34 protein-coding genes and 1 pseudogene are annotated in these 26,678 nt (G+C 71.6%); 18 read left to right on the forward strand and 17 right to left on the reverse strand.

The window, feature by feature from the left end; genetic code table 11:
• Window positions 1-32: 32 nt before the first annotated feature.
• Both RUTHE_RS10710 and hrcA read right to left on the reverse strand, forming a co-directional pair.
• Window positions 33-599, reverse strand: coding sequence for a nucleotide exchange factor GrpE (locus RUTHE_RS10710; RefSeq protein WP_021098432.1), 567 nt, complete (start codon window positions 597-599; stop codon window positions 33-35).
• 10 nt (window positions 600-609) lie between these two features.
• Complete coding sequence (gene hrcA, locus RUTHE_RS10715) at window positions 610-1,704, reverse strand: heat-inducible transcriptional repressor HrcA (protein WP_021098433.1); 1,095 nt, start codon at window positions 1,702-1,704, stop codon at window positions 610-612.
• Window positions 1,705-1,952: 248 nt separating this feature from the next.
• Between hrcA and rph the strand changes: the two genes are divergently transcribed.
• The 3 genes from rph to hemW all read left to right on the forward strand — a co-directional run bounded on the left by rph (window position 1,953) and on the right by hemW (window position 4,630).
• Window positions 1,953-2,663, forward strand: coding sequence for a ribonuclease PH (rph, locus tag RUTHE_RS10720; protein ID WP_021098434.1), 711 nt, complete (start codon window positions 1,953-1,955; stop codon window positions 2,661-2,663).
• Complete coding sequence (gene rdgB / locus RUTHE_RS10725; protein ID WP_021098435.1) at window positions 2,660-3,301, forward strand: RdgB/HAM1 family non-canonical purine NTP pyrophosphatase; 642 nt, start codon at window positions 2,660-2,662, stop codon at window positions 3,299-3,301. The genes rph and rdgB overlap by 4 nt, the downstream gene beginning before the upstream one ends.
• 126 nt (window positions 3,302-3,427) lie before the next feature.
• Window positions 3,428-4,630, forward strand: a complete 1,203-nt coding sequence (gene hemW / locus RUTHE_RS10730) for a radical SAM family heme chaperone HemW (RefSeq protein ID WP_021098436.1) — start codon at window positions 3,428-3,430, stop codon at window positions 4,628-4,630.
• Between the two features lie 27 nt (window positions 4,631-4,657).
• Here hemW and RUTHE_RS10735 read toward each other — a convergent pair whose 3' ends face one another.
• Both RUTHE_RS10735 and RUTHE_RS17055 read right to left on the reverse strand, forming a co-directional pair.
• On the reverse strand, window positions 4,658-5,323 hold the full coding sequence (locus RUTHE_RS10735) for a flagellar hook capping FlgD N-terminal domain-containing protein (protein ID WP_021098437.1): 666 nt from the start codon (window positions 5,321-5,323) through the stop codon (window positions 4,658-4,660).
• Between the two features lie 9 nt (window positions 5,324-5,332).
• Window positions 5,333-5,554 (reverse strand): hypothetical protein, encoded by a 222-nt coding sequence (locus tag RUTHE_RS17055; protein ID WP_051150441.1) that lies wholly within the window; start codon window positions 5,552-5,554, stop codon window positions 5,333-5,335.
• 1,520 nt (window positions 5,555-7,074) lie between these two features.
• On the opposite strand from RUTHE_RS17055, the gene RUTHE_RS10745 reads away from it, so the two are divergent.
• From RUTHE_RS10745 to RUTHE_RS10770, 6 genes are all read left to right on the forward strand, one after another.
• The gene (locus RUTHE_RS10745; protein WP_021098439.1) at window positions 7,075-7,353 is read left to right on the forward strand and encodes an asparagine synthetase A; all 279 of its coding nucleotides are present in this window, start codon (window positions 7,075-7,077) and stop codon (window positions 7,351-7,353) included.
• 30 nt (window positions 7,354-7,383) lie between these two features.
• Window positions 7,384-7,707 (forward strand): hypothetical protein, encoded by a 324-nt coding sequence (locus tag RUTHE_RS15540; protein WP_021098440.1) that lies wholly within the window; start codon window positions 7,384-7,386, stop codon window positions 7,705-7,707.
• Window positions 7,708-7,932: 225 nt separating this feature from the next.
• Entirely contained in the window at window positions 7,933-9,132 is a 1,200-nt protein-coding gene (locus tag RUTHE_RS10755) for a flagellin N-terminal helical domain-containing protein (RefSeq protein WP_021098441.1), read from the forward strand.
• Between the two features lie 103 nt (window positions 9,133-9,235).
• Complete coding sequence (flaF, locus tag RUTHE_RS10760) at window positions 9,236-9,616, forward strand: flagellar biosynthesis regulator FlaF (RefSeq protein WP_245542230.1); 381 nt, start codon at window positions 9,236-9,238, stop codon at window positions 9,614-9,616.
• Window positions 9,613-10,053: a flagellar biosynthesis repressor FlbT gene (flbT, locus tag RUTHE_RS10765; protein ID WP_021098443.1), complete on the forward strand. Its 441-nt coding sequence runs from the start codon at window positions 9,613-9,615 to the stop codon at window positions 10,051-10,053. Before flaF ends, flbT begins: the two co-directional genes overlap by 4 nt.
• A gap of 71 nt (window positions 10,054-10,124) precedes the next feature.
• Window positions 10,125-10,826 (forward strand): DUF1217 domain-containing protein, encoded by a 702-nt coding sequence (locus RUTHE_RS10770; RefSeq protein WP_425413943.1) that lies wholly within the window; start codon window positions 10,125-10,127, stop codon window positions 10,824-10,826.
• Window positions 10,827-10,886: 60 nt separating this feature from the next.
• Here RUTHE_RS10770 and RUTHE_RS10775 read toward each other — a convergent pair whose 3' ends face one another.
• Window positions 10,887-12,254 (reverse strand): FliI/YscN family ATPase, encoded by a 1,368-nt coding sequence (locus tag RUTHE_RS10775; protein WP_021098445.1) that lies wholly within the window; start codon window positions 12,252-12,254, stop codon window positions 10,887-10,889.
• Window positions 12,255-12,354: 100 nt separating this feature from the next.
• Between RUTHE_RS10775 and RUTHE_RS10780 the strand changes: the two genes are divergently transcribed.
• The 9 genes from RUTHE_RS10780 to RUTHE_RS10820 all read left to right on the forward strand — a co-directional run bounded on the left by RUTHE_RS10780 (window position 12,355) and on the right by RUTHE_RS10820 (window position 16,921).
• Window positions 12,355-12,738 (forward strand): FlgB family protein, encoded by a 384-nt coding sequence (locus RUTHE_RS10780; protein WP_021098446.1) that lies wholly within the window; start codon window positions 12,355-12,357, stop codon window positions 12,736-12,738.
• Between the two features lie 3 nt (window positions 12,739-12,741).
• Window positions 12,742-13,122, forward strand: a complete 381-nt coding sequence (flgC, locus tag RUTHE_RS10785; protein WP_021098447.1) for a flagellar basal body rod protein FlgC — start codon at window positions 12,742-12,744, stop codon at window positions 13,120-13,122.
• Between the two features lie 18 nt (window positions 13,123-13,140).
• Entirely contained in the window at window positions 13,141-13,419 is a 279-nt protein-coding gene (gene fliE, locus RUTHE_RS10790; protein ID WP_021098448.1) for a flagellar hook-basal body complex protein FliE, read from the forward strand.
• Window positions 13,420-13,423: 4 nt separating this feature from the next.
• Window positions 13,424-13,702: a flagellar biosynthetic protein FliQ gene (locus RUTHE_RS10795; RefSeq protein ID WP_021098449.1), complete on the forward strand. Its 279-nt coding sequence runs from the start codon at window positions 13,424-13,426 to the stop codon at window positions 13,700-13,702.
• Between the two features lie 4 nt (window positions 13,703-13,706).
• Complete coding sequence (locus RUTHE_RS10800; protein ID WP_021098450.1) at window positions 13,707-14,420, forward strand: flagellar hook-basal body complex protein; 714 nt, start codon at window positions 13,707-13,709, stop codon at window positions 14,418-14,420.
• 12 nt (window positions 14,421-14,432) lie between these two features.
• Entirely contained in the window at window positions 14,433-15,218 is a 786-nt protein-coding gene (flgG, locus tag RUTHE_RS10805) for a flagellar basal-body rod protein FlgG (RefSeq protein ID WP_021098451.1), read from the forward strand.
• Between the two features lie 436 nt (window positions 15,219-15,654).
• Window positions 15,655-15,930 carry a hypothetical protein gene (locus tag RUTHE_RS18645; RefSeq protein ID WP_021098453.1) on the forward strand — a complete coding sequence of 92 codons (276 nt, stop codon included), beginning with the start codon at window positions 15,655-15,657 and terminating at the stop codon, window positions 15,928-15,930.
• On the forward strand, window positions 15,914-16,387 hold the full coding sequence (locus tag RUTHE_RS18650) for a flagellar basal body L-ring protein FlgH (RefSeq protein ID WP_425413941.1): 474 nt from the start codon (window positions 15,914-15,916) through the stop codon (window positions 16,385-16,387). Before RUTHE_RS18645 ends, RUTHE_RS18650 begins: the two co-directional genes overlap by 17 nt.
• A gap of 12 nt (window positions 16,388-16,399) precedes the next feature.
• The gene (locus tag RUTHE_RS10820; protein WP_021098455.1) at window positions 16,400-16,921 is read left to right on the forward strand and encodes a flagellar basal body-associated FliL family protein; all 522 of its coding nucleotides are present in this window, start codon (window positions 16,400-16,402) and stop codon (window positions 16,919-16,921) included.
• 122 nt (window positions 16,922-17,043) lie between these two features.
• Here the strand turns inward: RUTHE_RS10820 and RUTHE_RS10825 are convergent, their stop codons facing one another.
• From RUTHE_RS10825 to RUTHE_RS18360, 12 genes and pseudogenes are all read right to left on the reverse strand, one after another.
• Window positions 17,044-17,427, reverse strand: coding sequence for a hypothetical protein (locus RUTHE_RS10825; protein ID WP_021098456.1), 384 nt, complete (start codon window positions 17,425-17,427; stop codon window positions 17,044-17,046).
• The gene (locus RUTHE_RS10830; protein WP_021098457.1) at window positions 17,424-18,512 is read right to left on the reverse strand and encodes an EscU/YscU/HrcU family type III secretion system export apparatus switch protein; all 1,089 of its coding nucleotides are present in this window, start codon (window positions 18,510-18,512) and stop codon (window positions 17,424-17,426) included. The genes RUTHE_RS10825 and RUTHE_RS10830 overlap by 4 nt, the downstream gene beginning before the upstream one ends.
• Window positions 18,509-18,754 (reverse strand): flagellar biosynthetic protein FliR, encoded by a 246-nt coding sequence (locus tag RUTHE_RS18350; protein ID WP_342662235.1) that lies wholly within the window; start codon window positions 18,752-18,754, stop codon window positions 18,509-18,511. The genes RUTHE_RS10830 and RUTHE_RS18350 overlap by 4 nt, the downstream gene beginning before the upstream one ends.
• Window positions 18,755-18,851: 97 nt before the next feature.
• Window positions 18,852-19,301: pseudogene (locus tag RUTHE_RS18355) on the reverse strand (flagellar biosynthetic protein FliR); the annotation flags it as partial.
• Window positions 19,298-21,376, reverse strand: a complete 2,079-nt coding sequence (gene flhA, locus RUTHE_RS10840) for a flagellar biosynthesis protein FlhA (protein WP_021098459.1) — start codon at window positions 21,374-21,376, stop codon at window positions 19,298-19,300. The pseudogene RUTHE_RS18355 and the gene flhA, both read right to left, overlap by 4 nt.
• Window positions 21,377-21,382: 6 nt before the next feature.
• Window positions 21,383-22,084, reverse strand: a complete 702-nt coding sequence (locus RUTHE_RS10845) for a lysozyme family protein (RefSeq protein ID WP_021098460.1) — start codon at window positions 22,082-22,084, stop codon at window positions 21,383-21,385.
• Window positions 22,085-22,503: 419 nt separating this feature from the next.
• On the reverse strand, window positions 22,504-22,956 hold the full coding sequence (locus tag RUTHE_RS10850) for a hypothetical protein (RefSeq protein ID WP_021098461.1): 453 nt from the start codon (window positions 22,954-22,956) through the stop codon (window positions 22,504-22,506).
• Window positions 22,896-24,371, reverse strand: a complete 1,476-nt coding sequence (locus tag RUTHE_RS10855; RefSeq protein WP_211217749.1) for a hypothetical protein — start codon at window positions 24,369-24,371, stop codon at window positions 22,896-22,898. Before RUTHE_RS10855 ends, RUTHE_RS10850 begins: the two co-directional genes overlap by 61 nt.
• 5 nt (window positions 24,372-24,376) lie before the next feature.
• Window positions 24,377-25,243, reverse strand: a complete 867-nt coding sequence (motA, locus tag RUTHE_RS10860; RefSeq protein WP_021098463.1) for a flagellar motor stator protein MotA — start codon at window positions 25,241-25,243, stop codon at window positions 24,377-24,379.
• 58 nt (window positions 25,244-25,301) lie between these two features.
• On the reverse strand, window positions 25,302-25,865 hold the full coding sequence (locus tag RUTHE_RS10865) for a MotE family protein (RefSeq protein WP_021098464.1): 564 nt from the start codon (window positions 25,863-25,865) through the stop codon (window positions 25,302-25,304).
• Window positions 25,862-26,242 (reverse strand): hypothetical protein, encoded by a 381-nt coding sequence (locus RUTHE_RS10870; RefSeq protein WP_021098465.1) that lies wholly within the window; start codon window positions 26,240-26,242, stop codon window positions 25,862-25,864. The genes RUTHE_RS10865 and RUTHE_RS10870 overlap by 4 nt, the downstream gene beginning before the upstream one ends.
• 15 nt (window positions 26,243-26,257) lie before the next feature.
• The gene (locus tag RUTHE_RS18360; protein ID WP_021098466.1) at window positions 26,258-26,473 is read right to left on the reverse strand and encodes a flagellar basal body-associated FliL family protein; all 216 of its coding nucleotides are present in this window, start codon (window positions 26,471-26,473) and stop codon (window positions 26,258-26,260) included.
• Window positions 26,474-26,678: the final 205 nt, after the last annotated feature.

Raw genomic sequence — 26,678 nt, forward strand, 5'->3', positions numbered from 1 at the left:
AGCCCCCGGCTGCCTTTCCGGGGTGCCTCTCCTCAGGATGCGGGCATCGAGGAGACACCGACCTGTGCCGGGCGCAGCAGGCGGTCATGCAGCAGGAATCCGTCCGCCGAGACCTGGATGATGTCGCCGGCCCGTGTTCCGGGGAGGGGGGCCTCGAACATCGCCTCGTGCAGGGCAGGGTCGAACCGGTCGCCCACCCGGGGACTGACCACCGTGATGCCGTGACGGCCGAAGACGTTCAGCAGCTCGCGCAGCGTCAGCTCGATCCCCTCGATCAGCGCCGCATTGGCCTCGCGCTGCTCTTCGGTCACCGACTCCATCGCGCGCTTGAGTGCGTCATGAACGGTCAGCAGGTCGCGGGCGAGGCGACTGCCCCCATACTGCTCGGCCTCGCGGCGCTCGCGCTCGGCCCGCTTGCGCAGGTTCTCGGTCTCGGCCAGGGCGCGCAGCAGGCGATCCTTCAGCTCGTCCCGCTCGGCCTCGAGCGCGGACAGGCGCGCCTCGAGTTCGGCCTGAGCCTGTTCGAGAGCGTCGCCCTCGGCGGCCAGCTCGTCAAGCGTCAGGGGTTCGCGGTCTTCCGGCTTGGGGGAGGAGGGCATGGGAAATCCTTCAGCTTCTCTCGGAAAGCAGGCGGCCCACCAGCTGGGCCGTGTAATCGACGATGGGCACGATGCGCCCGTAATTGAGCCGCGTCGGCCCGATCACGGCCACCGCACCGACGATGGTCCGTTCGGCATTGGTGTAGGGCGAGACGACAAGTGCCGATCCGGCCAGGGAAAACAGCGGGTTCTCCGATCCGATGAAGACGCGCACGCCCTCGGCCTGCTGGGCCAGCTCGAGGAAGCGGGCGATGTCGCTCTTGCGCTCCAGATCGTCCATCAGCCGGCGCAGCCGGTCCAGATCGGCCTGGGCCTCGGGATCGCCGAGCAGGTTGGCCGTCCCCCGCACCAGAAGCCGGCCTGTCACCGCATCGTCCCCGCTGTCGCGCTCATCGACCCAGACGGCAAGCCCCTGCTCGACCATCTCGCGGGCCAGCCCGTCGATCTCCTGCCGGCGGCGCGCCATCTCCGCGGCGATGGCCCGGGCCAGTTCGGCCAGCGTCCGGTCTCCGGCGAAGGCATTGATGAAATTCGCCGCCTCGCGCATGGAGGACGGCGTCTGACCGGGCGGGGGGACGAAGACGCGGTTCTCCACATGCCCGTCGGCGAAGACGAGCACGAGAAGCGCCCGATCCGGCGCCAGGGGAACGAACTCCACATGTCGCACCGGGGCATGGTCGCGCTTGGGCGCCAGCACCAGCGAGGCCCCGCGCGTCAGCCCCGACAGCGCCGCACCCACCCGGTCGAGCACCGCGGTGACATCCAGCCCGTTCCGCGAGGGGACGGAGGCCACGGTCTGCTCGAGCCGCTCTCGGTCCTCGCCCGCCATCGGTCCGACCTCGAGCAGACCGTCCACGAAAAGCCGCAGCCCGGCCTGTGTCGGCACGCGGCCGGCGCTGACATGGGGATGGCCCAGAAGGCCCATCTCCTCCAGATCCTGCATCACGTTGCGGATCGTCGCGGCCGAGATCGGCTCGGACATGCTGCGCGTGAGCGTGCGCGATCCGACGGGCTGTCCCGTCTCGAGATAGGCTTCAACCACACGGCGAAACACCTCGCGCGAGCGGTCGTTCATCTCCTCGATCAGCGGCAAACGGTCCGGCATGCGGCGGTCCGGCATCCTCGGTCTGGCATCCATGGCCCCAAATCCCCGTCGGGCCCAGATTCCCCCCTCGGGCACGCTCCCGGCAACCCCCGGGACCGACGCATGTAAGCACCGCATCGACGGGCGTCAATGCGCGGCAGGCCCGGGGTCCCATCCGGGGGGGCACGACGGGTTCCCTTTGATCGCGCCCTCGCGTAAGGGGCATGGCAAGCCCGCCTCCGGGACGGAACCCCCAAGGGAGATCCCTCATGCGCCCTTCCGGCCGCGCCCCCGACGCGCTCCGACCCCTTTCGATCGAGCCGCATGTCAACCTGCATGCCGAAGGGTCCTGCCTCATCCGGCTCGGGAATACCCATGTCCTGTGCACCGCCAGCGTCGAGGAGCGCGTGCCGCCCTTCCTGCGCAACAGCGGCAAGGGCTGGGTGACGGCCGAATACGGCATGCTGCCGCGCGCCACGGCGACGCGCATGCGCCGTGAGGCCAAGGAAGGCCTCTCGGGCCGCACGCAGGAGATCCAGCGCCTGATCGGGCGCAGCCTGCGGGCAGGTTGCGATCTCGTCGCGCTGGGCGAGCGGCAGGTCGTCGTGGACTGCGACGTGATCCAGGCCGATGGCGGCACGCGCTGCGCGGCGATCACGGGGGGCTGGGTGGCGCTGCGCCTCGCCTTCGACCGTCTTCTGAAAGCCGGCTCGATCCAGCGCGACCCGCTGGGCGATCCGGTCGCGGCCGTCTCGGTGGGGCTCTATGGCGGGGTGCCGGTGCTCGATCTCGATTACCCCGAGGACAGCGAGGCCGGCGTGGACGCCAATGTCGTCATGACCGGCGAACGGCTGATCGAGGTGCAGATGTCGGCCGAAGGCGCGACCTTCGGACGCGACCAGATGACGGCGCTGCTCGATCTGGCGGCGGCCGGAACAGCCGCCCTCGCGGCGGCACAGCGGCAGGCGACAGGGCGATGACGCGCCGCCTGGCCCCGGGGACGACGCTTCTCTTCGCCACGCATAATGCGGGCAAGGTCGAAGAGGTGCGCGCCCTCCTCGCCCCCCATGGGGTGCATGTCGAATCGGCCGCCGATCGCCGCCTGCCCGAACCGGCCGAGACCGAGGCCACTTTCCTCGGCAATGCCCGCCTGAAGGCCCGGGCCGCCGCGGCCGCAACCGGCCTGCCGGCCCTGGCCGACGATTCGGGGCTGGCGGTGGATGCGCTGGACGGGGCACCCGGCGTGCGCAGCGCCGACTGGGCCGAAACCCCTGCAGGGCGCGATTTCCTTCTGGCGATGACGCGTGTGCATGAGGCTCTGCGCGCCGCCGGCGCACCCGAACCCTGGACAGCGCGCTTCGTCTCGGTCCTCGTTCTGGCCTGGCCCGACGGAGAGGAGGCCGTCTTCGAAGGCGTGGTCGAAGGCCGCTTCGTCTGGCCCCCGCGCGGGGCACTCGGGCATGGCTATGATCCGGTCTTTCTCCCCCGGGGCGAGACGCGGACCTTTGCCGAGATGAGCGCCGAGGAGAAGAACGCCCGCAGCCATCGTGGCCGCTCGATCCGGGCCTTCGCGGCGGCCTGCCTCGGCGGGACCGCGGGAGAGGGAGACCGGGGCTGAGGTCGGGGGACCGAGACCGGGGGGTGAGGCCGGGGCTCTGCCCCGGACCCCGGGATATTTGAGGTCGGATGAGGGAGCCGGCCGGCGCGTCTTGCGGGACGGGGCCGCCGGGCCTAAGGGGCGCCGATGACCGCTGCCTCTGGCCCGAACCCTGTCGCCTCTGCCGCCGCCCCCGAGGACGGACGCGCAGGGGGGTTCGCACTCTATGTCCACTGGCCCTTCTGCCAGGCCAAATGCCCCTATTGCGACTTCAACTCCCATGTTGCCGGGCGGATCGATCAGGCCGCCTGGGCCGCCGCCTATGAAGCCGAGATCGCCCGCGCCGCGGCCGAGACGCCGGGCCGGCGGCTCGATTCGATCTTCTTCGGCGGCGGCACCCCATCGCTGATGGCGCCGGAGGTGGTCGAGACGGTGCTGGCGGCCGCGCGCTCTGCCTGGGGCTTTGCGAATGGCATCGAGATCACCATGGAGGCCAATCCCACCTCGGCCGAGGCGGCGCGCTTTCGCGCCTATCGCGCAGCCGGGGTGGAGAGGCTCTCGCTCGGGGTGCAGGCGCTCGATGACCGGGATCTGCGGGCGCTCGGGCGGCTCCACTCCGCCGAGGAGGCAGTGGCCGCCTATCGCCTGGCCCGCGACATCTTCGCCCGCACCAGCCTCGATCTGATCTATGCCCGGCAGGACCAGACCGAAGCCGCCTGGGAAGCCGAGCTGACACGGGCCCTGGCCCTGGTCGCGGGCGAGGGCGGGGGCCATCTGTCGCTCTATCAGCTGACCATCGAGGAGGGCACCGCCTTCGGCGAGCGCCTGCGCGCCGGGCGCCTGCGCGGCCTGCCCTCCGAGGACCGTGCGGTCGCGCTCTGGGAGGTGACGCAGCGCCTGACCGAGGCGGCCGGCCTGCCCGGCTACGAGATTTCCAACCATGCCGTCCCGGGGCAGGAAAGCCGCCACAATCTGATCTACTGGCGCGGCGGCGACTGGGTCGGCATCGGGCCCGGTGCCCATGGGCGGCTCACGCTTGGCGGCATCCGCTGGGCGACCGAGGCCGAACGCGCCCCGGCTGCCTGGCTGGCCCGTGTCACGCGCACGGGCAGCGGGGAAAGCCGGCGCGAGGCGCTCAGCCCGTGCGAGGCGGCTGAGGAGTGGCTGCTGATGGGGCTGCGGCTGGCCGAAGGGGTGGAGGAGGCGCGCCTGGCCGCCCTGACCGATCTGCCCGAGCGGGCCGCGGAGCTGGTGCAGATGGGTCTTCTGACACGCGGGGACGGGCGGCTCCGGGCGACCGCGGCGGGGCGCCCCCTGCTCGATGCGCTGCTGCGCAGGCTGCTGGCCTGACGGATCACAGGGGCCGTCGCAGGGCGGTTACGGTATCGGCCGGGACGGTTGCCCCCCCTCCATCACCAGCACGGCCTGACCGGCTTCGGAACGCACCTCGCGCACAAGGCCGTAGACCTCGGCCGGGTCGGTGCGGACCGGCTGCCCCGCGACGAGGCTCACCACCTCGAAGCGGTAGAGGCCGGTGGGCAGCGGATGACCGTCCGCCGTCACCCCGGCCCATTCGATCGGCGCCGCCGAGACGGGAATGCTCCGGCGCTCGATCTCCTGACCGCGATCGTCGCGGACGACAAGCTCGGCCGTCTCGGCCGTGGCCAGCGGATTGGGAGAGACGGTCACGGGGCTGCCCGAGAAGTAGGCGGGCATTGCCGCACGCACCTCCTGGCCGACCCAGCCCGCCAGCTGGCCCAGGCCCGAGACCCCCATCCGGGCCGACAGGGTGGTCAGAAGCTCATTGGTGCGGACCTGCTGCTCCACCCCTGCGAAGGTGGCGAGCTGGACGGCATAATCGGCCGAATCCATCGGATCGGTTGGATCCTGGTTGCGCAGCTGGGCGGTCAGCATGCGCAGGAAGGTGTCGAAATCGCCGAGCGTGCCGCGTCGCGCGGCCCCGGCAGCCCCGGCCGTGCCGGAGCCGGTGGCCGCGTTCGGGACAGCGGACGGGGCAGTGGCAGTTGCGGCGGTGATGTCCATGGGTCGTCCTCAGAGACGCAGATCGAGAGAACCCCGCCCCGCGGCACTGGCGGGCCCGGGCGGGGCAGACGGGAGGGCGGCGCTGTCCGGCGGGGCGGGCGAATCCCGGATCGGCGCCCCGTTGGGACCGGGGCGCCCCCCGCCGTCTGCCCGATCGCCGGTGCCGCTGTCCGTGCCGATGGTCACGGCAATCCCCGCAAGGCCTTCGGCGCGCAGGTCCTGACGCAGCATTTCGGCATGGCGGCGCAGCAGATCGGCGGTTTCGGGGCGCTGCGCCTCGATGATCAGATGCAGTGCCTCCTCCCCCCCCTCACGCGGAGCGACAGCAGGCCGAGCTCCCCGGAGGACAGGTGCAGGGCGCCGCCGCCTTCGGCCGGGGAAAGGCCGAAGGGCCCGGACGCAGGAAGGCGGGCCCCCTGGCCCGTTCCTCCCCCCCCTCCCCATGACCGCTGCCGGTCCCGCTGCCGCCGGTCGGGGACGAGGCGGACGGAAGCCCCGCGCCCGGCAGCAGGAGAGAGGACAAGCCCGTCGGGCCGGCGGCGTCCGGCTTCGGGTCGGATCCTCCGGTGGCCGGAAGCCGGGCGGAGGGATCGCCGGAACCGTCATCCGGATCCATCCTCGGAATCCCCGGCCGGGCAGGAGCGGCAGCGGATGCGGGGGCGATGCGGGGGGCCATGCGCTCCGCAGCGGGGGGGCGGGGCCGGCACCCCCACGGGCTGCCGCAGGGCAGGCCCGGTCGGCCTGGGGTCGGTCACGGGAGCCATCCCGCAGGGCGGGAAGGATCCGGCCGCCGTTGCAATACCCGGGGGACAATCGGCAGGGGACAGCGCAGGGATCCCTCCGGGGCGGGAAGACCCTGCGCTGTCCTGCCCCGCCTGTCCCGGCTGCGACCGGGACAGGAGGACCGGCAGGCCGGCGCCCCGAGCCGCCTGCCCTGCGGCTGCCGGGCGGGAAGGGCCTGCCGCATCCGTCAGGGGAGCAGCGTCCCGATCCCCGCAGGCCGCAGAGCCGGGGCCTGACGGTCCCGTGTGTGCCGGGCCGTCGGCCAGCGGCAGGGCGGATTCACGCAGGGCGGGCTCGGGCCCATCGTCCCCGGCAAGGCCGGCGCCCGGGAGGGCAGACGGCACGGGCGAAGCGACGGACATGCCCTGCGGCCGTCCGGCGCTGCGCCTGCCGGGGTGCGGCATGGCGGCCCTCTCTGCCGCCGGATCCGGGGGCGCATCGGCCCCTTCCCCATCAGACAGATCGCCCCATTCCGCATGGGACGGGAGGGCGTCCGGGAACGGCGGGGCCGCCCCCGCGACAGGCGCGGCGGTGTCCGTGCAGGCGGCGATGTCCGGCCCTTCCCCCGGAGGTGGGGACGGCTCCCCCCCGGATCCGGCGGGGGGCGGCGGTTCCCCCGCCGATCCGGCGCGATCCTGGCTGCTGCCCCCGCCGTTCTCTCCGGCGGCGGTCGGTCTGCCTTCCCCCCCCGCCGGTCCACAGGGGGGTGGCTCGTCCTCGGCTCCGGACCGGGGAGCGGGTGAAACAAGAAGGCGGGCGAATCCCGCCCCGTCGGCAACGGAACCGGGAAGGGGGCGTGCCTTGCGCGGGGGATGGGTCTCCGGTCCCCGGGGACCGGCGGCTGTCAGGGTCTCCATACGATTCGCCTCCGTTCGGAGAACGCAGCATGGCAGGGAAAACTTACGGAATGTTTACCGCCACCGGAGAGAATGGGCAGACGACAGTCCCATTTCGCCGGAGGTTCCGTCATGATGTCTGCCCCTGCCGTCCCTTCAGCCGTCTTCTCAACCGTTCGCCATGTTCCCCCGCCTGTCTCCCAGACCGCGCCTCTGCGCGAGGCGGCTGTGGCGATCGAGGCGAGTTTCCTGCGCGAGATGCTCGCTGCCGTGGGTCTGGGGCGCGTGCCGTCGGCCTTTGGCGGTGGCGAGGGGGAGGGGCAGTTCACGTCCTTCCTGCTTGAGGCTCAGGCCCGTCATCTGGCGGAGCCGGGGGGATCGGGCTGGCCGAATCGATCCTGCGCGGGCTGACCGCGGCGTCCTCGATGGGGGAGGGGGGCCATGCGCGCTGAGGCCCTTCTTGCCCTTCTGGAGGAGGAGCGGCGTCTGCTTCTTGCGGCCGACTGGGACGCGCTCGAGGGGCTGTGGCCCCGGAAGGCTGCGGCGCTTGGGGGGCTGGCGGGGGCCACGCCGGCCGAAGGCGCACGCCTGGCCGAGGGGCTTGCGCGCAATCAGGCCCTGCTGGCCGCGGCGGCGGAAGGGGTGCGCGAGGCGCTGCGCCGCCGGGCCGCCCTGCGCGAGGCGCAGCAGCTTGTCACCTATGACGCGACGGGTGTGCGCAGCCCCCGCGAAGCCTGCCCCCCCCGGCTGGAGCGGCGGGCATGAGCGGCTTGATTCAACTTGTGACTAGAAAACGGGCTGGCAACGGGCCGGAATTAGGACGGCGTTAAGACATGCCGCGCCAGGCTGCCCCTGCATCCCGGAACCGGGGTGGCGCGGGCGGCTCCCCTCCCGCAGCTGTCAGAAGGAGCGTTCCATGCCGCGCGCCAGAGGGGTGGCGCGGCGTCCCGAAACCCCGGCGCATAATGCGCCGCTCCAAGGACTGACGCGATGTCCAGCATTCTCACCAATACCAGCGCGATGGTCGCGCTCCAGACCCTCAAGGGGATCAATGCGAATCTGGCCAGGGTTCAGGACCAGATCTCGACCGGCAAGTCCGTCGCCACGGCCAAGGACAATGCGGCCGTCTGGTCGATCTCGAAGGTCATGGAAAGCGATGTCCAGAGCTTCAAGGGCATCTCCGATTCGCTCTCGCTCGGCCAGTCCACCGTAAGCGTGGCGCGCAAGGCGTCGGAAACGGTGACGGATCTGCTGACGCAGATGAAGACGAAGATCGTCGCCGCGCAGGAGGAGAATGTCGATCGCGCCAAGATCCAGGCGGATGTGGCGGCGCTGCGCGATCAGATCGCCTCGGTTGTGGGGGCGGCGCAGTTCAACGGGCTCAACCTTGTGAACGGCTCGCGCAGCTCGGTCGATTTCCTGTCCTCGCTGGATCGCTCGGGCAGCACGGTGACGGCCTCCTCGATCACCGTGGCGGCGCATGACCTGTCGATCGGGGCCTATGCGGCGAAGGCGGCCTTCTCTGCGGGGACCGGCGTGACCGCGGCGCAGGATGCCCAGGCCTTCAATCTCGATGCCGGGGCCTCTGAGACGATCACCATCGATGCCGGTGCCGGCTTTGTGGCGGGGGACAAGATCAGCATTCGCATCGGCAACCGTCAGGCGAGCTATACGATCACGGCGGAGGACGCCGCTTCGACGACGCCGGCCGACATCGTTGCGGTGGGCCTCAAATCGGCGATCGAGACGCTGGGCATCGACGGGCTGACGGTGGACTATGACAGCGGCACGCCGGGGCAGCTGACGCTCAACAATGGCGGCACGCGCGATCTGGCCGTGTCGGCCCAGTTCCAGAATGCCGGTTCGGGCGGTCTGGGCGCGCTGGGGGGCATCGATGTCTCGACCGGGGCCGGGGCGGCCGCGGCCCTCGGGGTCATCGATGGGCTGATCGACACGGCGGTTGCCGCGGCGGCGGATTTCGGTTCGGCCCAGGGGCGGATCGAAAGCCAGGCCGACTTCGTCAGCAAGCTCAGCGATGCGCTGCGCACCGGGATCGGCTCGATGGTGGACGCCGACATGGAGGAGGCCTCGGCCCGCCTCCAGGCGCTGCAGGTGCAACAGCAGCTCGGCGTGCAGGCCCTGTCGATCGCCAATCAGGCGCCGCAGTCGATCCTGTCGCTGTTCCGTTGAACGCGGCCCGGGCGGGGACGCAGGGCGCCCCCGCCCTTCCCCTTCGTCCGGCCGGCATCTTCGCCGGGTCCCTCCGTCCTGAAAGGACTGTTCCGTGAATGCCATGCATCAGGCGCAACAGGCCTATGCCGCCGCTGCCCCCGTCCGCACACCCCGTCAGGCCGAACATCAGATCGTCGCCGCGGTGACTGCGCGGCTTGCTGCCGCGCTCGCTGCGGGCGATGCGGCGCGTCTGGCGGCCGCCGTCCATGACAACAACCGCCTGTGGTCGGCCCTGGCTGCCGATCTGGCGTCTGCCGGCAATGCTCTTCCGGTGGATCTGCGCGCGCGTCTTCTGGGTCTTGCCGGCTTTGCCCTGCGCCAGGGGCATCGCCTGCTGCGCGGCGAGGGCGGCGGAGAGGCCCTTGTCGATCTCAACACGGCCGTGCTGCGCGGTCTGGCCGGCCAGCCCAACGCAGAGACTGCAAGCGGAGCTGCGGCATGACCGGACTTGTCCTCAAGCTGGGTCCTCATGAGCGGGTGCTCGTCAACGGTGCGGTGATCGAGAATGGGGACCGCCGTTCGCGGTTGTCGATCCTGACGCCGCATGCCCATATCCTGCGCCTGCGCGATGCGATCCGCCCGGGCGAGGCCAATACCCCCGTGCGTCGCGTCTGCTACATCGCTCAGCTGGCCCTGTCGGGCGACGCGCCCGAGGGCGAGGCCCGCCGCCAGCTTCTGCTGGGCATCGAACAGCTGTCCCAGGCCCTGCGCGATCCCGACAGCCGTCAGACCCTGGCCGAGGCGACGGCCGCTGTCGGTGCGGGAGACTTCTACCGCGCTCTCAAGCGGCTGCGCACGCTGCTGCCGCGGGAGGAGCGTCTGCTGGCCGCCGCGGCCGGCGGCGAGATGCCTCCCGCGCCGCCCCGGGTCGGCTCATGACCTTTCAGGCGATCGTTCCGCTGTCCGGCCATGCCGGCTGGCGCTATCTGACGCGCAGCACAGAGGTCCAGATGGCCCGCCTGCGCGAAAGCCCGGAGGTGAAACGCCTGACCGATCATTTCCGCGCCCATGTCGCCAAGGCGCAGACAGCCGCCGATCTGGTGTCCGATCGCCGTCTGCTCGAGGTGGCGCTGGGTGCCTTCGGTCTCAAGGCGGATCTGAACGCCCGTGCCTTCGTGCAGAAGGTGCTGGAGGGCGGGACGCTGCGGCCCGATTCCCTGGCGAACCGCCTTGCGGACAAGCGCTATGCGGCTCTGGCGCTTGAATTCGGCTATGGCGATCTGGGGGCGCGCACGGGCCTGCCCGGTTTTGCCGAACGGATCATTGCCCGCTACGAACGGCAGGTGTTCCAGGAGGCGGTGGGCGAGCGCGACGGGGCGATGAGGCTGGCGCTGAATCTCGCCCCGGCGCTGGCCGATCTGGCCGAACGGACAGGGAATGCCAATGCCCAGTGGTATTCGGTGATCGCCAGCGCCCCATTGCGCGAGGTGTTCCAGACTGCCTTCGGCTTTCCCGCCTCCTTTGCCACGATCGATCTGGACCGGCAGCTGGCCGGCTACAAGGCCCGTGCTGCTGCGATGGGGGCGAAGGCTCCGACGGATTTCGCCGATCCTGCCCTGCAGGATCGGCTGCTGCGTCTCTACTTTCTGCGCAGCGGGGCGCAGCAGGCTGCGACCTCTCCGGTTCTTGCGCTCCTGCGCCAGGGGGGATGAGGGGCCGCACCCTGCCGGCAGGGCCGCTGTCCTTCCCGCCCGGTTGCGCCTCAGCGGCCCTCAGCGCGCCCCCGGCCGGGCCGCCGCCAGAACCTGCCGGAGCGCGGCAAAGCTGGCCTGCGGGCTGGCCATTCCGGTCTGCGCCAGGAAACGGTCGAGGCCCGCCTGCACGGCGATGGCGGCATCCACCTCCGGATCGGTGCCCGGCTGATAGAGCCCGGCGCGGATCATCGGGGCGGCCCGCTCCCAGGCGCCCATCAGGGCGCGGGCCTCGGCAATCAGGGCATTCTCGGCCCGCCCCGCAACCTCCGGCAGCGAGCGCGAGACCGAGCGGAGGATGTCCACCGCCGGAAAGCGCCCCCGTTCGGCGATGGCGCGGTCGAGCACCACATGACCGTCAAGCACGCCGCGCAGCCAGTCTGCCACGGGTTCCTCCATGTCGGAGCCCTGCACCAGGACCGAATAGATGGCGGTGATGTCGCCTTGATCGCCCGCGCCCGGGCCCGCCCGTTCGCAGAGCGCGGCAATGGCGGGGACGGTCGATGCAGGAAAGCCACGCAGGACGGCCGGCTCTCCGGCGGCGGCGGCGATTTCGCGATGGGCTTCGGCAAAGCGCGTGACCGAATCGATGAGAAGGAGCACCTGGGCCCCCTCGTCGCGGAAATGCTCGGCCACGGCGGTGGCGGCCAGGGCGCAGCGCCGCCGGATCTGGGGGGCGCGGTCGGAGGTGGCGGCGACGACGACTGTCCGCGCCATCCCCCCCGCGCCGAGGACCGCTTCGACGAAATGGCGCAGCTCCCGCCCCCGTTCGCCCACAAGGCCGATGACGATGACATCCGCCGCCACCTGCCGCGCCAGCCCGCCCAGAAGCGTTGACTTGCCCACTCCGGATCCCGCGAAGAGCCCGATCCGCTGTCCGCGGGCGAGAGGCAGCAGCGTGTCGAAGACGGCATGGCCGGTGGCAAGGCGCGCCCCCATCGCGCGGCGGGCCCCGGCGGGGGGGGGATCGGCCCGCAGGGGACGGGCGCCCAGCCCCGGCAGAAGGGGTCGGCCATCAAGGGGGCGACCGTCGGGGTCCACGACCCGGCCGATCCAGGAGCGGTCCGGTGCGAATCGCGGGGGCGGTTCCAGCCGGACGGGATCGCCGAGCGAGACCCCCTCTGCCCCCTCCTCGGGCAGCAGATGCAGCTGCCCTTCACCGATGCGCACCACCTCGGCGCCGATCGAGCCGCCCCCCCGCGGATGAACGGTGGCGCGGTCGCCCAGACGGGCATGCTCCGACAGACCGCTGACGCAGAGCATGCCCCCGCTGGCCCCGGCGATGCGGCCCAAGGGGCGCAGCGGCGCCAGATCCCCCACCGCCGCCGCGATGCGGGCCAGGATCGGATCGGGGATCGGATCGGGGATCGGATCGGGTTGGGCGGTCATGGTCCCCCTCGCATGAACAGGCCGATTCGGCTTCGGCGTGAACCGAATCTTAAGGCTTGTCCCTTAAGGCTTCCTTTCGCCGATCGAGGGAGAAGCCCCGATGTTCGAATCACTCGAGCTGTTTCGCACTGCCGGCGCGCTCATGCGCCATGCCGCCGCGCGTCAGGCGCAGGCGGCCATCAACGTGGCCCAGGCCGATACGCCCGGCTATCGCGCGCGGATGCTGCCCTCCTTTGCCGAGACGCTGGCAGAGGGATCGCTGCGTGCCACCCGGCCCGGCCATTTCGGCGCGGCGTCGGATCCGACGGCGGCCAGCCGGCTCCGCGCTGTGGATGCCGGGGGGGAGGCCGCCCCCAACGGCAACACCGTCTCGCTCGAGCGGGAGATGTCCGCCTCGGTCCAGGCCTCGCGCGAGCATAATCAGGCTCTGGCGGTCTGGCGCCATGCGGTGACGGTGCTGCGCACCTCGCTGGGGGGGCGCTGAGCGATGAGCGATCTGCAGGATGCGCTTGGCGCGGCGCTGTCGGGAATGCGGGCCCAGTCGCTGCGCCTTCGGCTTTCGGCCGAGAACATCGCCAATGCCGACACGCCGGGTTACCGCCGCAAGCTCGTGTCGTTCGAGGGGATGGTCGATGGCGCGGGCGTGCAGACCGGGCCGGTCCGGCTCGATCCCGCGCCGCCTGCCCGCCGTTACGATCCGACCAGCCCCCTGGCCGATGCCGAAGGCTATGTGACGGGGTCCAATGTCAATCTCGTGCTGGAGATCGCCGATGCCCGCGAGGCGTCGCGCTCCTACGAGGCCAATCTCAAGATGTTCGAGCAGACCCGCGCCATGTCTCAGGCCCTGCTCGATCTGCTGCGCCGCTGACATCACAGGGAGTCCAGAATGGACCTGACCAGTCTTCGTGCCGCCCAGGGCGGCTATCTCGCTGCCCGCTCCGTGACCGAACCGGGCGAACCGGGGGGGGCTCTCGGGGCGCTGGGGGATTTCGCCCGCACCCTTGCCGAGGGGGAGCGCACGGCGATGGCCGCCATGACCGGGCAGGCCGATCCCCATGCCCTCGTGCAGGCCTTGAGCCAGGCGGAACTGGCTGTCGAAACGGCCGTGACACTGCGCAACAAGGTCGTCGAGGCCTATCAGGAACTGCTGCGGATGCCGGTGTGACGCCATGGCCGGACCGCTTTCCGAGGCTGTTCTTCACGATGTCATGCGCCAGGGGCTCTGGGCCGCAGCGGTGATGTCGCTGCCGATCCTGGCCGTGGCGCTGGCCGCGGGCCTTGTCATCGGGCTTTTGCAGGCGCTGACCTCCGTGCAGGAGGCGACGCTGACCTTCGTGCCGAAGCTAGCTGCCATTGCCGCGGTGTTCTGGGTCACGATGGGCTTCATGACCGGCACGCTGGTCTCCTTCCTGCGCGAGACGGTCGCGCCCCTGATCGCGGGGGGCTGAGGGGATGGAGAACGCCATCTATGCCACGCTGACGCGGCAGGCGGGTCTTATGGCCCAGATGCAGGTGGTGGCGAACAACATCGCCAATCTCTCCACCGTCGGCTTCAAGGCGGAGGGGGTGACCTTCACCGAATATGTCCGCCGCACGGGGACGGGCGAATCGCTCTCGATGGCGGCGGCCCATGGGCGCGAGACGGCCCTGGCCCAGGGGCCGCTCGAACGCACCGGCGGGTCCTTCGACCTGGCCATCGAGGGGGAGGGGTTCTTCCTCGTGGAGACGCCGCAGGGGCCGCGGCTGACGCGGGCGGGGGCCTTCACCCCCGATGCCGCAGGGAATCTCGTGACGGCCCAGGGTTATCGGCTGCTCGATGCAGGCGGGGCGCCGGTCTTCGTGCCGCTGGCTGAGGGGCCGGTGGGGATCGCGGCGGATGGCACGATCTCGGCCGGGGGGCGCCCTGTGGGGCAGATCGGACTTGTCGTCCCGCGCGATCCGCTGGCGCTGCGGCGCGAGGCCGGCACGCTCTTTTCTGCGCCCCAGACCGATCCTGCCCCCGCCGGTCGCATCCTCCAGGGCTTTCTCGAGAAGAGCAATGTCGATCCGGTGATGGAGGTGGCCCGCCTGATCGCGGTGAGCCGCGCCTATGAGGCGGGACAGGCCTTCCTCGACCGGGAGGACGAGCGGATCCGCAAGACCATCCAGGCCATCCAGACCCGATAAGGAGACTGTTCCATGCGCGCGCTCGAGATTGCGGCCGCCGGGATGGCGGCACAGGCGATGCGGGTCGAGGTGATCTCGCACAATCTCGCCAACATGAGCACGACGGGCTATTCGCCCCGGCGGGCGGAATTTGCGGATTTGCATTACCAGCAGATGGCCCGCCCCGGCACCGTGACGGCGGCGGATGGCAGCGTTCTGCCCACGGGCATCCAGCTCGGCCTCGGCGTGCGGCCCGCCGCCGTGTCCGTCATGCTGGCGCAGGGGGCCTTGCAGGCCACCGGCAACGATTTCGACCTGGCCATCGAGGGGGCGGGCTATCTCGAGGTGCAGATGCCCGACGGGCGTGCCGCCTTTACCCGCGATGGGGCGCTCAAGCTGACGGGGGACGGGCTTCTGGTCACCTCGGACGGGTTTCCGATTGCGCCGGGGATCACGATCCCGGCCGATGCCCGTTCCGTCTCGATCACGGCCGAAGGGGCAGTCTGGGCCTATTTCGCCGACCGGACCGAGCCGGAGCAGCTCGGCACGCTGACCCTTGCGGGCTTTACCAATCCCAAGGGGCTCGAGGCGATCGGCTCCAATCTCTATCTCGAGACGGCGGCCTCCGGCCCGCCGCTTGTCGCCGATCCGGGGCAGGAGGGGCTCGGCCTTCTGCGGCAGGGTTATCTCGAGGAATCCTCGGTCGATGCGGTGCGCGAGGTGACCGAGCTGATCGAGGCCCAACGCGGCTACGAGATGAACTCCAAGGTCATCACGGCCGCCGACCAGATGCTTGGCGCGACGGTGCAGATCCGATGAAGGCGCTGCTTCCCCTCCTGCTGATGATCATCGCCGGGGCCGGTCCGGCCGCGGCGCAGTCCCTTGTGCCTGTCCGGACGATTCCCCCGCGCACGGTGGTGACGGCCTCCGATCTTGCCATCGCGGAGACGGCCGTGCCCGGCGCCCTGACCGATCTGGCCGCTGCCGTGGGGATGGGAGGCGCGTGTGGCGCTCTATCCCGGCCGCCCGATCCGGGAGGGCGATCTCGGCCCGCCCGCCCTGGTGGAACGCAATGCCCGGGTGCCGCTCGTCTATCGTTCGGGCGGTCTTCTCATCGTGGTCGAGGGGGCGTGCCCTCGACCGTGCGGGCGTGGGCGAAACCGTCCGCGTCATGAATCTCGATTCGCGCGTGACCGTCACCGCCCGGATGGGCGCCGACGGCATGGCCCATGTCTCGCCCTGAAGGATGTCGCCGATGACCCGCTTCTTGTCTCCGCTCGCTGCCCTGATCGCACTGGCCGCCTGTTCCTCGACCCCGGTGGGCCGTCCGCCGGCCTTCACCTCGCCGGCGCCCTCGCCGGAAACCCAGGCGATGCTGGCCCCCACCCCGCGCGAGCCTGCTCCCCCGCCTGCCCAGCTCGCCCGGGCGGCCTCTGCGGCCTCGCTCTGGGCGGTGGGGGGGAAGGCGCTCTGCTGGGGGATGACCGGGCCATGCCCGGGGCGACCTGCTGACCGTGGTCATTTCCATTGATGATCGGGCCGCGATCTCCAACCGCACGGCCCGCTCTCGCCAGGCCTCGCAGGAGATGAGCGTGGGGGCCCTGTTCGGTCTGCCCGAATCGGTTGATCTGCCGGGGGGCGCGGGCTGGTCCCCGGCTGTCGAATTCGGGGGGGACTCGCAGTTTGCGGGCGACGGATCGGTGCGGCGCTCTGAGACGATTGCCCTGCGCATCGCCGCAACCGTGACCGATGTGCTGCCCAACGGGCTGCTTGCCATCGCCGGCTCTCAGGAAGTGCGCGTCAACAACGAGCTGCGCGAGCTGATGGTCACGGGCTATGTGCGCCCCTCCGACATCAACCGCCGCAACGAGGTGAGCTATGACCGCATTGCCCAGGCACGCATTTCCTATGGCGGACGCGGGCAGATCACCGACATGCAGCAGCCGCGCTGGGGCAACCAGATGCTCGAGGCGGCCCTGCCGTTCTGAGAGGGCAGCGCGATGAAGGCTCTGTTGCTGCCGATCGGGCTTCTGGCGCTCGGCACCGCGGGGGGGGTCGGGGCGGGCTATCTGCTCGCCCCTTCGGCCGATCCGGCCGGGGAGCATGCGCCGGAGGCGGTCTGCCCGTCACCGGGACAGCCCGTCGCGGCGGCGGCGCCCCCACCCCCCGCGCCGGAGGGGCATGGAGCGGCGCCCGGGGCGCGCGACTATGTGCGTCTGGCGAACCAGTTCGTCGTTCCTGTCGTCCATGAGGGGCGGGTGGCCGCGCTCGTGCTGCTGTCTCTGTCGGTCGAGACAGCCGCCGGGCAGGAGGAGGCCGTGCGCGCCATCGAGCCCCGGTTGCGGGACGGGCTGTTGCAGGTGCTGTTCGACCACGCGAACGCCGGGGGCTTCGAGGGCGTGTTCACCGCTGCTTCGGCGATGCGCAGCCTGCGTGCGGCGCTGCTGGCCGCCGCGCGGGAGCAGAGCGGGGGCCTCGTGACGGATGTGCTAGTCACGGATCTCGTGCGGCAGGATGTCTGATCCCTGCGGCGGGTCCGGCAATGTCGGGTTGCCGGTTCCCCTCCGCTCTTCTGGACCTGTCGGCCGGTCTGCCCCCCTGCGGGGGGATGGGGCGGCCCTGTTTCACGTGAAACAGAGAGGCCTTACCATCCCCGCTCTTGCTGTCGCTCGCGCCGGCGGATCCGTCCGAGGCGTTCCTCGCGTGCCAGGGCCTCTGCCGCCTGTGCCCGGCCCCAGGCGCGGGCCAGCGCGTCGCGGGCGATCTCGATCTCGACCAGGCAGCGGGCCAGATCGCTGCGCAAGGCCGCCGCCCGCGCCTCGACCCAGCCTTCCCACCGCAGATCGGCCCCGGCCAGAAGCGCCGGATCGTCCGCCCGGGCCCGCGCGGCCCGATCACGCCGCGCCGTCTCGAGCGCGGCCAGACGTGCCCGCAGATCCTGCTCCCGACGGCGCAAGGCCGCGCAGCGCGCCTCGGCCGCCGCGGAGGCGAGGGCCGCCACATGCGCGAGCGTCCCGGCCCCCTTCATGGCCCCTTTCCTTTCGCCCTGTTGCGCACACGCTCGGCAAAGCGGATCGCTGCGGCGACGGCCCGCCATTCGGGTCGAGCCACGGCTTCGCCCAGATCGACAGTGGCAAAGATCGCTCGCGCGGTGGGCGGATCGCGGCGGATCGGCACCCCCGCGGCAACCGCCCGTTCGCGGATGCGGGCCGCCATCTCATCCACCCCCTTGGCGACGCAGATCGGCGCGCCCCCTGCCGCCGGATCCCAGCGGAGCGCAACAGCATAATGGGTGGGATTGACGATGACGACCGTGGCCGTGGGCACCGCGTCGAGCATCCGGTTCATGGCGATGCTGCGGCCGCGGCTGCGCCGTTCCTGACGCATGTGCGGATCGCCCTCGCTCTCCTTCATCTCTTCGGTCATCTCGCGCCGGGTCATCATCAGCCGCCGGCGCTGACGCAGGCGCTGCCAGACGAGATCCGCGATCCCCAGCACACAGGCCACGAGAACCACCTTGGCCAGCAGATCCGTCAGCAGCGTCAGCATCCCCGTCATCGCCACCCGCGCGTCCTGGGCAGCCCCGCCGATCAGGCGGGGCGTGGCCGCGGCCAGGCTGTGGCCGAGGACCGTCGCATAGGCGGTGAGCTTCAGAAGAGCCTTGAGGAACTCTGCCAGACCTTCCGGGCCGAAGCGCTGCCGGGCCTGGGCCAGGGGCGACAGGCGCGATCCCCTGGGGCGCAGCCGTTCGGGCGCCACCACCAGCGCCCCCTGCGCCAGGAGCGTGAGCAGCGCCGCAATCGCCGGTAAGGCAAGCCAGGGGCCCAGCGCGCCGGCCACCCGCCCGAGCACTGCCCCCCCAAGCGGCTTTCCCGAAGCCCCGAAGGCCGCCTCCGAGAGGGGCCCCGCCTGGGCCAGCAGCGTCGTGAGAAGCCCGCCCAGCGTGACGAGCGATCCGGCCCCGAAGGCCAGAACAGCGAGGAGAAAGCCGCCATAGGCCGCCGCCGTGACAAGATCCGGGGACTGGGCCACATCGCCGCGGCGACGGGCCTCCTCGAGTCGCTTCTGCGTGGGCTCGAAACTCTTTTCGCCCTGATCGTTGCCGTCGCTCATGGCAGATCCCCACCGGGCAGGGCGAGTGCGGCCTCAAGCGCCGCGCCCCAGACATCGAGCAGGACCGGCAGGGCGATCGCCATCAGGACAAGGCCCCCGAAGGTCAGCGCCGGCGCCCCGACAAAGGTCACCATGAGCTGCGGCATCGCCCGGTTGATGACGCCCAGCACGACATTGTAGAGCAGGGCCGCCGCCACGAAGGGCACGGCCAGCGACACGGCAAGGGTGAAAGCCCGGGTCACCCCCCCCCAGACCGGCTTCGAGCATGAGCCCGGGGTCGAGAACCGCCCCCGCCGGAATCAGCGCATAGCCATCCACCATCCAGAGGGCGAGGCGGATATGCAGCCCCATCGCCGCGGCCAGCGCGAGCCCCCCCATGACCAGCAGATGCCCCATCGCCGGCGAAGGCTCTCCGCCCGGCCCTGCGCCGAAGAGCTGCGAAAGGGAGGTCGCCTGCCCTGCGATCGCCCCTGCCGTCTGGAGCGCGATCACCAGAAGCCGCAGCAGAAGCCCCAGGGCCAGACCTGCCGCGGCCTCGCCCAGCAGGAGGGCCAGGAACCGCCCCGGCCCGCCCGGATCAGGCAGTGAGGCGGCCACGGCCGGGGCGACGACCAGCGTGAAGGCAAATGCCAGGGCAAGACGGATGCGGACCGGCACCGCCTGTTCCCCGAAGAGCGGCAGCAGCGCCATCATCGTCCCCAGCCGCAGGAACACCACGAAACCGGCCCAGAACATGTCCTGTACCGGCGCCAGCAGCGGGGCCAGAGCGGAGGCGAGATCGACGCTCATGCCGGCACCAGACCGACCAGGGCGGGACGTGCATCCAGCCCGATCTCCTCGAAGGACAGGACCGGATTGGGGATGCCCCGCGCGGCCAGCACCGTCCGCAGGAAGCGGCGGCGGCGCATCGGGCAGACCAGGGCGGCCTGCGTGCCCCCTTCGGCCGCTTGCGCGACCTTGGCCGCCACAGCCTGAGCCAGGCGGTTGAATTCGTCCGGCGGCAGGGCAACATCGACCGGACCGGGGCCCGTGCCGATCTGATGGGCGGCAAAGATCTCCTCCCATTCGGGGGCAAGCTGGATCAGGGGCAGCGTGCCGTCAGGGCGGCGCAGCTCGGCCACGAGCTGAAATCCCAGACGCTGGCGGACATGTTCGGCGATCGCCTCGGGTGTGGGATGGACCGGGCGCGCCTCAGCGATCGATTCGAGGATCAGGGGCAGGTTCCGGATCGAGACCCGCTCCTCCAGCAGCAGGCGCAGAACGGCCAGCAGCAGATCCACCGGCACCCGGTCGGGGATCAGCTCGTCGAGCATGCGCCGGTTGGCCTCGGCCCGCGCGCTGTCGGACAGGGCCGTCATTTCGTCCAGCAGCCGGCGCAGCGCCCGCAGCGTCATCAGCCGCGGCAGGTTGCGCTTGATCACCTCAAGCAGATGGGTGGCCAGAACCTCGGCCGGCCAGACCGTCGTCAGACCGGCGAGCGCGGCCTCCTCCTGCGCGGCAGGAGAGAGCCAGCGGGCCGGGGCGCCATAGACGGGTTCGCGCACATCCTCGCCCGGCGGTGCCTCGACCCCGGCCGGAAGCAGCACGAGACAGTGACCCGGCCGCAGGCGGTCGCGCGCCTGTTCCACCCCCTGGATGAGGATGCGGTAATGGCCGGGCGGCAGGGCAGGGGCATCGGTCAGGCGGATCTCCGGCAGGATCATGCCAAAGCCCTGGGCGACATGCCGGCGCATGCTGCCGATGCGGGCATCGAGCCCGGTGCCGGGATCGAGCACCATCTCCACCAGGTCCGGGGCGAATTCGACATGGATTTCGTCGAGATCCAGCAGATCGCCCATGGAGGGGGCGCGTGCGGCCGGGGTGCTGCCGGCCGGGGCCGCATCCTCGGCCGGGACCGGGGCCCGGATCCCGCGCCAGGCCAGAAAGCCCAGGACCGCGGCGCCGGCCATGAACGGCAGGAACGGCATCCCCGGCACGAGCGCGAGCAGCGCCATCAGCCCGCCCACGGTGGCGAGCGCGGCCGGATGGCGGCCGAGCTGAGAGAGAACCGCCGCATCGGTGCGCTGGGTCGATCCGCCCCGCGACAGCAGGAGTGCCGTCGCCACCGCGATGATGACGGCCGGGATCTGGCTGACCAGCCCATCGCCCACGGTGAGGATCGCATAGGTCTCGAACGCCTTGCCGACCGGCATCCCATGGACCAGGATCCCCATCGCCAGGCCCACGACAAGGTTCAGCGCGGTGATCAGCAACCCCGCCACCGCGTCCCCCTTGACGAATTTCGAGGCCCCGTCGAGCGAGCCGAAGAAGGTGGTCTCCTGCCCCTCGCGTTCGCGCCGGGCCTTGGCCTCGGCATGGGTGATGGCCCCGGCGGCCAGATCCGCATCGATGGCCAGCTGCCGCCCCGGCATCGCATCGAGCGCGAAGCGCGCCCCCACCTCGGCCATGCGGGCCGCGCCCTTGTTGATGACCACGAAGCTCACGATCAGCAGCACGAGGAACACGACAAGCCCCACCAGCAGCTGCCCGCCCATGACGAACATGGCGAACCCCTCGATCACATGGCCGGCGGCGGCCGTGCCCGTATGCCCCTGACCGATGATCAGCTTGGTCGAGCTGACATTCAGCGAAAGCCGCAGCATCAGCGCCGCCAGCAGGATCGAGGGGAAGGCCGAGAAATCGAGCGGCCGTTCGATGAACAGCGTGAGCGTGAAGATCAGGATGGCCAAAGCAAAGCTGACCGCGAGCCCGATATCGAGCAGCCAGGCCGGCACGGGCAGGACCATCATCACGATGACTGCCATCAGGGCGAGAGCCAGCAGCACACGCGGCTGGAACAGGACAGAGGCAGACAGCGCAGGCATGGCGGATCAGCCGTCCAGCGGCACGAGCGAGCCGAGGCGTGGCGCGCCGGTGCCCGCCTGCAGCAGCGGATAGCTGTTGACGCGGGGGACGCCGCCGCCGGCCTCTGCCGCCCCGGCCAGGCGCAGCACAGCGCCCTCGCCCCCCAGGGCCGCAAGATGGGCATCGAAGCGGGCGCGGTAGGGCGCCGCCAGATCGGGCGTGCGGGAGTGATAGGCGCCCGCCGCCTCGGACCAGCTGGCCCCATCGGACCGCAGGGAGCGCAGGAAACCGGCAGCATAGCTCGCATTGGCAAGGGGATCGAACATCTGCGCGACGGAGACGAAATTCTCCCCATGCCAGTGCCAGTTGAGCTGGAAACAGCCGATGTCGAAACCTGTCCTCCCCTGGGCGAGGGCCGATTCGGCAAAGGCCTCGGCCTCGGCCCGGGTGGCGAACCAGTGCCCTTCCCCCTCCAGATTGACGGTCCAGGGCCAGGGGCGGGCAGGGCGGCCGCGGCCCGTTTCGGTCAGCGAGAGGGCAAGAAGGACCGTGGCCGGCACGCCGGACAGCCGCGCGGCATCCTGCGCCGCCTGTTCGCAGAGAGCGGCATCATCACCCCGCGCCGGCCCGGCCGGAAGCGCCGCCAGAAGCAGTGCCGCGATGCACAGGCCCCGCCCCGCCGGACGGAACAGGGCAAAAGGAGATGGCAGGGCGATTCTTCCGATCATGGCATGGCGCGTTCTGCTGCGTGCCGGGCCATGATCGCAGGCAAGGGTTGAGAAAAGGTAAATATTGGGATGGCTGCAGGGGGGCGGCGTCCGCGGACGCGAGGCCTGTCGCGATGTCCGGGCTGCGCCGGGCGGGGGGCGGTCGCTCCCCCCCCTGCCAGCGGAAGTGGTCGCTCCACCCCTGCCAGCGGAATCAGCCGTTGCGCTGGGCCAGCAGCGCGAGAGCGCGGGACCGTTCGGCCTCCGCCTCGTCCAGCAGGGCGCGGCGTGCCGCGAGGGGAGAGAGTGCGGGAGCCTCCGCTTCGGGAAGGGATGGCGGCGAAGGCCGTTCTGCGGGTTCGGGCGCCTGCAGGCGCTCTTGCAGCGCTGCGGCATCGGGGCCGACGAGCCCCGCCAGCGCCGCCTCGGCCCCGGCCCGGTCACCCAGGGCGGCCAGCGCCTCGGCCCGCAGCAGGCGTCGCGCGGCGCTTCCTCCTTCGGGGTCCGATCACGGCCAGCGCCTCGGGCGGGAAACCCATGGCGAGCAGACGGCGCGCGACGGCATTGGCGGCGGCCTCCGGCAGGCGCGCGGGCAGTGATTCGAGTGCGAGGGTCAGGAAGACGGGATCCGGGGCATCGCGGACAAGGGCCTGCACCACCTCGCCTGCGGCGGCTGCAAGACCGGGGAAGGGATCGCTCTGCTCCCCCTCGGCCAGACGGGCCAGCGCCTCTGCGTGCCGCCCGGTGGCGGACAGGGCCCGGATCTCGGCCAGCAGCAGTTCGCGCCCGGCGGGGCTGCTGCCGTGCTCGGCCCGCAGGGCGGCAGAGAGCGTCAGCAGATCCTCGGCCAGCGTGCCGCGCAGCTCGGCCGACAGGCGCAGAAGGAGGGCCATGGCCTCGGGCGGAAGGCGGGCATCCGATCGGGCAAGCGCCTCGAGCCGGGCCAGGCCATCCTGCGGATGCGGACCCTGCACGGCGACAAGAGCCTCGGCCAGGGCGGTGCCCGTCCCCCCGCCCCCGCCCCCGCGGCAAGCGGGAGCAGAGCCGCAGCGTCCTCGGCTTCGCCTTCGGCGAGGTGGATCTCGGCCAGGCGCAGGGCCAGGGATCCGCGCAGCGGCGTGGGCAGGGCCCGCAGTGCCACGAGGATGGCGCTGCGCTCCTGCGGACTGGTGCCGGCGACGCTCTGGCGTGCCAGGGCCCGCCAGAGCGCGACCGGGCCGAGACAGCCGGCCTGCCCCTCCAGCGCGTCAGGGTCCACCGCCTCGCCGTCCACGAGGCGGGCCAGCAGGCGCAGCCTGTCGCGCCCGGCAGAAGCCCCCCCATCCGCGGCCAGGGCGACAAGCGCCTCCCGCCCGAGGCCGAAGGCGACATAGGTCCGCGCCAGGGCTTCGGCCCCTTCGGGATCGACCCGGTCGCGGGCATCCGTGAAGGCGGCGAGACGGGGGGCGATCGCCGCCGCGAACCCCTCCTCCCCCGCCCAGGCCGCCAGATCGAAGGCCTCGGGCGGCAGACAGGATTCCCCGGTGGGACCGAGCGCCGGCGGGGCGGCCGGATCGGGGATTTGTGCGGCATCGTGCAGCGCCAGCCCGGGCAGGGCAGGCGGCAGCAGGGCCGGATCCGGATCGGGATCGGGCGGAAGCGCGACCGCCGTCGGGGGGCGACGGACCGGGCCGGGATCGGAGGGCGGGGGCAGACCGGGCACGGGCTCCAGCAGGCCCAGACTGGCCGCACGGGCGATCGCTTCGGCCAGCGTCTGCTCGTTCGGGCCCGCGGCGGGCAGAGCGGGAGCCGGACCGGCGGGAGGAGCCGCACCATCGGCGGCCCCCGCAGAGACCGGATCAGGCCGATCCTCGGCCCCCGCGGTTTCGGGAACGGGTTCGGCCGGCTGGCCGGGACGCAAGGCGCCCTCCGGACCGGGACCGTCATGCAGATCGATCACAAGCCACCTGTCGCGGTGAAGGAAGGTTTCGGCATGGCAGTCGCAGGGCACGGCCAGAGTCAGGACGCCCCCCTCCTCCTCCGTCAGGGCGGTCAGACGGCTGCGCGGGATGCGCGCGAAGACCTCGGACAGATCGAAGGAGACCGGCATGGACAGGCGCAGGGCGAATCCCCCCTCGGCGGGCGCAAATGTCCAGTCCACCCCGTCGGGCAGCGGCAGGACCAGACGGGTGAAATCCCCATGCTCCCCCCCGCGCAGCCTGACCGGTTGCTGGGCCAGGGCCGGCAGCCCGATCAGCACCGCCAGCAGCATGCCGGGACCGCCCCCCCGCAGGACGGCGCGGATCAAGCCAGGAAGAGAACGGCTCATGCGGCTCATGCGGCCTCCTTGGCGGCCTTCAGCGCCTCCTCCACCTCGGCAAAGCTCGGCCGGCGGGGGGCAGGGGTGGCCTGACGGCCGACCTCGATGCAGATGGCGGGGGGATGGGCGTGGAGATTGGCCACCAGGACGGCACGGATCAGCCCGTAGAACTGGGCCTCTTCCTCCAGAACCGCCTTCAGCCGCGCGGCAATCGGCCCGACAAGGCCGTAGGCCAGGAAGACCCCCAGAAAGGTGCCGACCAGCGCGCCGCCGATCATCTTGCCCAGCACCTCGGGCGGCTGATCGATCGAAGCCATCGTCTTGATGACGCCCAGCACCGCGGCGACGATGCCAAGCGCCGGCAGCGCATCGGCCACCGACTGCAGCGCATGGGGGCTGTGCATCGCATGCTGGCGCTGGGCCTCCACCCGCGCGTCGAGAACGGCCTCCACCTGATGGGGGTCGTCGTAGTTCATGCTCCCCGCGCGCAGCGTGTCGCAGATCATCGCGACGGCCTCCCTGTCGGCGCGGATGCGGGGGTAGCGGGCGAAGAGAGAGGATTCCTGCGGCTTCTCGATATGATCCTCGAGCGCGACGGGATTGGACCGGCTCACCCGGATCAGCGCGAAGAGAAGGCACAGCAGATCGCGGTAGTCGGCCGGCTTCCATTTGGGGCCCTTGAACACCTTGGCCATGTCCTTGAGCGCATGCTTCACCCCCGCCCCGTCATTGGCGAGCACGAAGGCCCCCAGCGCCGCCCCGCCGATCATCATGAATTCGAAGGGCAGGGCCTTGAGGATGATCGAAAGCTTGCCCCCGGCCAGGATATAGCCCCCGAAGACCATCGCGAAGATGATGACGATGCCGATGATGCCGATCATGGCCCCCTCCTGCTGCAGCCCCTCTTCGCAGACGCGGGTTAGGATCCGGTAAACGCGATCAGTCGCGAGGCGCGCGGGCGTTGCGCCCGGCAAGGACGGCGCTGATCGCATAGGCCGCGTCCGGCTCGAGCCCCGCCATCACGGCCGCCGCCGCCTCCGGCCGCATGAGACCCAGGAAACCCGCCGCAAAGGCCGGATCCATCGCCGCGAAAAGGGCTGCCGCCTCGCGCGGCTTCATCGCCTCGTAGATGCGGGCGAGACGGGCGAGATCATCCTGTGCCGCCGTCTCCGCCAGGGAGAGCGTCGCGGCCAGGCTCCGCTCGGCCTCTTCCAGCTCGGCGATCCGGGCGGAGAGGGCGGCTTCGGCCTCGGCCAGCGCGGCGGCGCGGGCCTCGATCTCCGCCTCGCGCGAATCGAGCCGCTCCTCGCGCCCCGCGAGGGCCGCCAGGACACTGCCGGGCCCCCCGGCCGGTGCCGCGGCCTGCGCGGCAGGGGGGGGGACGGCGCCCCCTTCGGCCAGCACGGCCCCCGTTCCCCCCGCCAGGCGCAACCCCGCCGAGGCGAAGAGCAGGCCCGCGACAAGAGGGAGGACCCGGCGCGGGCGCAGGGCGCGCGCGCTCATGCCCGCCCCCCGGCGCCGGACGCGCGCATCCGGGGATGCCGGACGAAGACCGGGGGCTGAGGGGCCCCCGCCTCGGCCGACTCCTCCGGCAGATCATGGAGCGAGGCCATCAGCAGTTCGAGCCGGCGCGCCGCAGCCTCGGCCCGGCCGGAGGCCGCCCCCAGCGTCGCGGCCGATTCGCGCGCCGCCCCCTCGGCCCGGGCGAGGGCCTGCGTCAGATCGTCCACCTGGGCCGACAGGACCGCGACGGCCCCGCCCAGACCCCGGTCGAGATCGGTGAAACGCCGCAACCGGCGGCTGAGGACAAGACAGTAGATGCCGGCGGCCACAGCCCCCGCGCCAAGAAGGACATCGCTCAGATCCCCGAGCAGGGTCATGGGGATTCTCCCGGATCAGTTCAGTACGAATTCCATGACGAGAAGGTCCCGCGCCCGCGTGCCCCCCGCCACAACCTGCACCCGCCGCAGCATCTGCGAACGCAGCCGCAGCAGCGCATCGGGCGCCGCCAGCTCCTCGGGCGAGACGGCGCGCAGATAGCCGTTGAGCACGTCCACGATGCGCGGGACGAGCGCGTTCACCGCCTCTGCATCGGCCGGCGCCGTCTCCACCTGGGCCGAAAAGCGCAGGAACCGGTCCGGCCCGCCCCCGGCAGGTTCACGACGATCGGCGGCAGGGGCACGAAAGCCGCCGCCGGCGAGGCCTCCGCGACATGCCCTTCGGAATCGGAGGTTGCATGCGAATCACCTGCAGCATGGCCAGCCCCGCCGATCCATCCCGCGCGCACGGCCAGAAACCCCCCCGCACCCCCTGCAA

Origin of the sequence: Rubellimicrobium thermophilum DSM 16684 (assembly GCF_000442315.1) — a bacterium.
In the GTDB taxonomy this organism is placed as follows: domain Bacteria; phylum Pseudomonadota; class Alphaproteobacteria; order Rhodobacterales; family Rhodobacteraceae; genus Rubellimicrobium; species Rubellimicrobium thermophilum.